Below are 5,974 nucleotides of genomic sequence, written 5' to 3'. Positions count from 1 at the left end.
TCGAGGAGATCGAGCCTTCGGACCTGTCCTGGCTGTTGTCGGCGAAGGTCGGCGGTGCCATGGTGCTGGACGAGTTGACGGCGGGTCGGGATCTCGACGCGTTCGTGCTGTTCTCGTCGGGCGCGGGTGTGTGGGGAAGCGGTGGCCTGGGCGGCTATGCGGCGGCGAACGCGCACCTGGACGCGTTGGTCGAGGATCGCAGGGCCCGGGGCCTGGTGGCTTCTTCGGTCGCGTGGGGCCTGTGGGCCGGTGTCGGGATGGCCGCGAGCTCGGGCGGTGAGCGGTTGCGCGAGTTCGGTATGGAGGGCATCGACGGGCGTCGGGGCATGCTGGCGCTGGGCCAGGTCCTGGACGCGGGCGAGGGTGCGATGGTGGTGGCCGGCTTCGACTGGCCGCAGTTCGTGCCGACCTACACCCTCTACCGGGCGAGCCGTCTGCTGGCGGACCTTCCCGAGGTCCGCGCGGTCCTGGCCGCCGAGGCCGCCGCCGAGGCCGCCGTCGAGTCCACCGTCGAGGAAGTCGGCGCGTGGGCGGGCCGGTTGGCCGGAATGCCGGTCGCTGAGCAGCGCCAGGTCCTGACCGACCTGGTGCGCGGCCACGCGGCGGCCGTCCTCGGCCACGAGTCGGCGGACGACGTGTTGCCGCAGCGGGCCTTCAAGGAGCTGGGCTTCGACTCCGTCGGAGCGGTCGAGCTGCGGAACCGCCTGTCGAAGGTGCTCGGTGTCCGGCTCGTCTCCACGATGGTCTTCGACCACCCGAACGCCGCCGCCGTCGCGGACTACGTACGCGGCGAACTCGTCGGCGCGGACGAGCAGACGGTCCAGCGGGACGGCGCGGTCCAGGTCGTGGCCGCGGCGATCGGCGAGCCGATCGCGATCGTCGGCATGGGATGCCGGTACCCGGGCGGGGCGGTCGGCCCCGAGCAGTTCTGGAGCATGGTGGCCTCCGGCACCGACACCATCGGCGGCTTCCCGACCGACCGCGGGTGGGACGCCTACGAGGAGGAGTTCGGCAAGGGCCAGGAGTACCGGCGACAGGGCGGATTCGTCCATGACGCGGCCGAGTTCGACGCCGAGTTCTTCGGGATCAGCCCGCGCGAGGCCCTCGCATGGACCCGCAGCAGCGGCTGCTGCTGGAGACCTCCTGGGAGGCCATCGAGCACGGCGGGATCGACCCCAAGTCGCTGCACGGCTCGGCGACCGGCGTCTTCGTCGGCGCCAACTTCTCGGGGTACAGCTCGGTCCTGCCCGTCGAGGACACCAGCCTGGACGGCTACCGGCTGATCGGGAACGTGACCGCTGTCCACTCCGGCCGGATCTCGTACTGCCTGGGCCTGACCGGTCCTGCTCTGACGGTGGACACGGCCTGCTCGTCCTCGCTGGTGGCGATGCACCAGGCGGTGCAGGCGCTGCGGGCCGGCGAGTGCTCGATGGCGCTGGCCGGCGGCGTGGCGGTGATGGTGTCGCCGGCCGCCTTCATGGAGTTCGCCCAGCAGGGCGGCATGGCCTCCAGCGGCCGGTCGAAGGCGTTCTCGGAGGAGGCCGACGGGATCGGTTGGGGCGAGGGTGCGGGCATGGTGCTGCTGGAGCGCCTGTCCGATGCCCGGCGCAATGGCCACCAGGTGCTGGCGGTGATCCGTGGCAGCGCGGCCAACCAGGACGGCGCGTCCAACGGTCTGGCGGCGCCGAACGGTCCCTCGCAGCGGCGGGTGATCCGTGCGGCGCTGGCGAACGCGCAGCTGTCGGCGGCGGACGTGGACGTGGTCGAGGCGCACGGGACGGGCACGACGCTGGGCGACCCGATCGAGGCGCAGGCGCTGCTGGCCACCTACGGGCAGGCCGAGGACCGCGCCGCCGACCGGCCGCTCTGGCTGGGCTCGGTGAAGTCCAACATCGGGCACTCGCAGTGCGCCGCCGGTGTGGCCGGGGTGATCAAGATGGTGATGGCGCTGCGGCACGAGGTACTGCCGAAGACGCTGCACGCGGACGAGCCGTCCTCGCACGTGGACTGGGAGACGGGCAACGTCCGGCTGCTCCAGGAGGCGGTGGAGTGGCCGGCGGGTGGGCGCCCGCGTCGGGCGGGTGTGTCGGCGTTCGGTGTGAGCGGCACCAACGTCCACCTGATCGTCGAGGAAGCGCCGGTCGCGGCGGTCGAGGCCGAGCGCCCGGCGGAGCAGCCGGCGCCGGAGGTCCTCGGGACCGCGCCTGCCGTGTGGACGGTGTCGGGCCAGAGCGTCGCGGCACTGGCCGGTCAGGCCGGTCGGCTGCGTGAACACATGCTGGCGCGGCCGGAGTTGCCGGTCGGCGACGTCGCGTGGTCGCTCGCGACGACGCGTGCGGCGCTGGAGCACCGGGCGGTCGTGCTCGGTGGCGAGCGGAGTGAGCTCGCGGCGGGTCTCGTGGCGGTGGCCACGGGGCAGCCGACGTCCGGTGTGGTGACCGGTTCGGTGGCTCCTGGCGGTGTGGGGCGGACGGTGTTCGTCTTCCCCGGTCAGGGCAGCCAGTGGGTCGGCATGGGGCGCGAGTTGGCGGAGGCCTCGCCGGTCTTCGCCGCGAAGTTGGCGGAGTGCGCCGAGGCTCTCGCGCCGTACGTGGAGTGGCAGTTGGATGACGTTCTGGCGGGCCGGCACGGCTTTGAGGCCGCCGATGTGGTGCAGCCGGCGCTCTGGGCGGTGATGGTGTCGCTCGCCGCCGTCTGGGAGGCGGCGGGTGTCGCTCCGGACGCTGTGGTCGGTCACTCGCAGGGCGAGATCGCGGCGGCCGCCGTCGCGGGGATTCTCTCCCTCGACGATGCCGCGAAGGTCGTCGCTCTGCGGAGCAAGACCCTGACGGCCCTTGCTGGTCGCGGCGGGATGCTGTCGATCGCCGAGCCGGTGGACGGTGTCCGCGCGCGGATTGCCCCGTACGGTTCCCGGCTGTCGGTGGCGGCCGTGAACGGTCCGTCGGCGACGGTGGTTTCCGGTGACGCCGATGCGCTGCGTGAACTGGCGGACTCCTGCGGGGATTCGCCGCGTGCCCGGATGATTCCGGTGGACTACGCGTCCCACAGCGCGCACGTGGACGAGCTGCGCGAGGAGATCCTCGCCGTCCTCCAGGGCATCACGCCGACCGAGGCCCGCATCCCCATGGTCTCCGCGCTGACCGGCGCGTGGCTGTCCGGTCCGGAGCTGGACCCCGACTACTGGTACGCCTCGCTCCGCGAGACCGTCGAGTTCGAGCGGGCGGTCCGGATCCTGGGCGCCTCCGGGCACGGGGTGTTCGTGGAGGTGTCCCCGCACGCGGTGCTGACCGGCGCGGTGGGCGACGTGGTCGAGGACGTCGACGGTTCGGTGGTGGTCGGCACCCTGCGCCGCGAGGACGGCGGGGCCGAGCGCCTGCTGTCGTCCTTCGCCGAGGCCTACGTCCAGGGCGCTCCGGTGGACTGGGCGACGGTGCTCGGTGGTGGCGAGAGCGTCGGCCTGCCGACGTACGCCTTCCAGCGCCAGCGGTTCTGGCCGGAGCCGCGCACCCCGCAGCGGGCCAGGGCGTCGGTGGACGACTGGCGTTACCGGATCACCTGGCAGCCGGCGACCGGGAGCGGCCCGGCGGTCCTGTCCGGTACCTGGGTGCTGGTCGGGGACGCGGCGGACGCCGGTGTGATGGCCGAGGCGCTGGCGAGTTGTGGCGCCGAGGTCGTGCGGACGACGTTGGCGGGCCTCGACGAGGCCGTTGCCGGTGCGGATGTCCAGGGCGTGGTGTCGCTGCTGGCGCTGGACGAGTCGCTGGACGCCGAGTTCGGGTGGGTCCCGCGCGGCAGCGCCGACACCCTCGACCTGGTGCAGGCGCTGGGCCGGGCCGGGGTCACCGCTCCGCTGTGGGTGCTGACCCGCGGCGCGGTGCAGGCCGTAGCCGGCGAGGTGACGACCAACCCGATCCAGACGCAGGTCTGGGGTCTGGGCCGGGCCGTCGGCCTGGAGCACGCGGACCGCTGGGGCGGTCTGGTCGACCTGCCGCCGGTGGTGGACGCCGATGCCGCGGCCCGGCTGGTCGGCGTGTTCGCCGATGGCAGTGAGGACCAGGTCGCGGTGCGGCCGTCGGGTGTCCTCCTGCGCCGTCTGGTGCGGGCGGAGGCCCGCCGTGTGGAGTCGGAGGGCTGGTCGCCGCGCGGCACCGTCCTGCTGACCGGTGGCACCGGCTCGATCGGCGTCTGCATCGGCCCCTGGCTTGCCGAGCACGGCGCGCCGAGGGTGGTTCTGACCTCCCGCTCCGGCCCGTCGGCGCACGGCGTGGCGGCGCTCGCCGCCGCCGTGGCGAACGGCGGCTCGGCCGTCGAGGTCGTCAGCTGCGACCTGACGGAGCGTGCGCAGGTTGCGGCGATGGTGGCGTGGATCGAGAACACCGGTCCCGGCCTGTCGACCGTCCTGCATTCGGCGAACACCCCGTACCTCTCGCGGGTCGAGCACACGGATCACGAAGGCCTGGCGGCGGCACTGGGCGCGAAGGCGGCCGGCGCCGTCCACCTGGACGAGGCGACGGCCGACCTGGGCATCGACGAGTTCGTGATGTTCTCGTCGATCTCGGCGACCTGGGGCAGCAACGACCACGCCGCGTACGCCGCCGGGAACTCCTTCCTGGACGGGCTCGCGGAGGACCGGCGCGGCCGTGGCCTGCCGGGTACCTCGATCGCCTGGGGTGTGTGGAACACCCGCGACTGGGACGCCGTGGACGCGGTGATGGACCAGGCGCCGGGCCGGGTGACCCCGCACCGGCTGCTGCGGCAGGGCATGAACTTCCTGGACACCCAGCGGGCGTTGACCGCGCTGGGTGAGGTCCTGGCCGACGACGAGACGTTCATCGCGGTCGCGGACGTGGAGTGGGAGAAGTTCGCGCCGGTGTTCACGGCCGCACGGCCTCGCCCGCTGCTGGACACCATTCCGGAGGCGCAGGAGGACACCGCCCCCGGCCGTCCGGTCGACGACCAGCGCAGCGAGTTCGCCGCCCGGTTGGCGGGCCTGTCGGCCGCCGAGCGGCGCCGGACCGTCGTGGAGCTGGTGCGGACGCAGGCGGCCGCGGTGCTGGGCCACGAGTCGGCGGACGAGATCGTCGCCAGCCGGGCGTTCCGGGAGCTGGGCTTCGACTCGCTGACCGCCGTGGACCTGCGCAACCGCCTGAACGCGGCCGTGGGCGTCCGGCTGCCGTCCACGGTGATCTTCGACCACCCGAGCGCGTCCGCGCTGGCCGACGAGATCCTGGCCGCGCTGTTCGGGAGCGTCTCGGAGGAGACCGCCCCGGTGGTGGTGCAACCGGCCTCGACCGATCCGATCGCGATCGTCGGCATGGCCTGCCGCTACCCCGGTGGCGTCCGGACTCCCGAGGAGCTGTGGGACCTCCTGGCCGCGGGCGGCGACGCGATCAGCGGCTTCCCGGCCGACCGCGGCTGGGACGTCGAGGGCCTGTTCGACCCGGACCCGGACGCCGAGGGCTCGACCTATGTGATCGAGGGCGGATTCCTCGGCGGCGCCGGGGAGTTCGACGCCGGCTTCTTCGGGATCAGCCCGCGTGAGGCGATGGCGATGGACCCGCAGCAGCGGCTGCTGCTGGAGACCTCCTGGGAGGCCGTCGAGCGGGCCGGCATCGACCCGAAGTCGCTGCACGGCTCCGCGACCGGCGTGTTCATCGGTGCGGCCGCCTCCGGCTACATCGGGGTGCTGGGCGACGAAGCGGAGGCCCAGGCGCACCTGATCACCGGGAACGCGCTCAGCGTCCTGTCCGGCCGGGTGTCGTACACGCTGGGCCTGAACGGGCCCGCGGTGACCGTCGACACGGCGTGCTCCTCCTCGCTGGTGGCGATGCACCAGGCGGTGCAGGCGCTGCGGTCGGGCGAGTGCACGGTGGCGCTGGCCGGCGGTGTGACGGTGATGGCCGACCCCGGCGAGTTCGTGAGCTTCTCGCGGCTGCGCGCGCTGTCGGCCGACGGCCGCTGCAAGGCCTTCGGG

At 73.4% G+C, this 5,974-nt stretch carries 1 protein-coding gene and 1 pseudogene; both read left to right on the top strand.

Annotated features, from left to right (window positions below; all coding sequences use genetic code 11):
* Nucleotides 1-59: 59 nt before the first annotated feature.
* A pseudogene (locus AE652_RS06355) lies at nt 60-5,186 on the top strand (beta-ketoacyl synthase N-terminal-like domain-containing protein).
* Nucleotides 5,187-5,314: 128 nt separating this feature from the next.
* On the top strand, nt 5,315-5,974 hold a 660-nt coding region (locus AE652_RS49435), incomplete at its 3' end, for a beta-ketoacyl synthase N-terminal-like domain-containing protein (protein ID WP_369808272.1).

Origin of the sequence: Kitasatospora sp. MY 5-36, assembly GCF_001182915.1 — a bacterium.
In the GTDB taxonomy this organism is placed as follows: Bacteria; Actinomycetota; Actinomycetes; order Streptomycetales; family Streptomycetaceae; genus Kitasatospora.
Note: the sequence above shows the minus strand (reverse complement) of the source record. Positions and strands in the feature narration are given on the sequence as shown.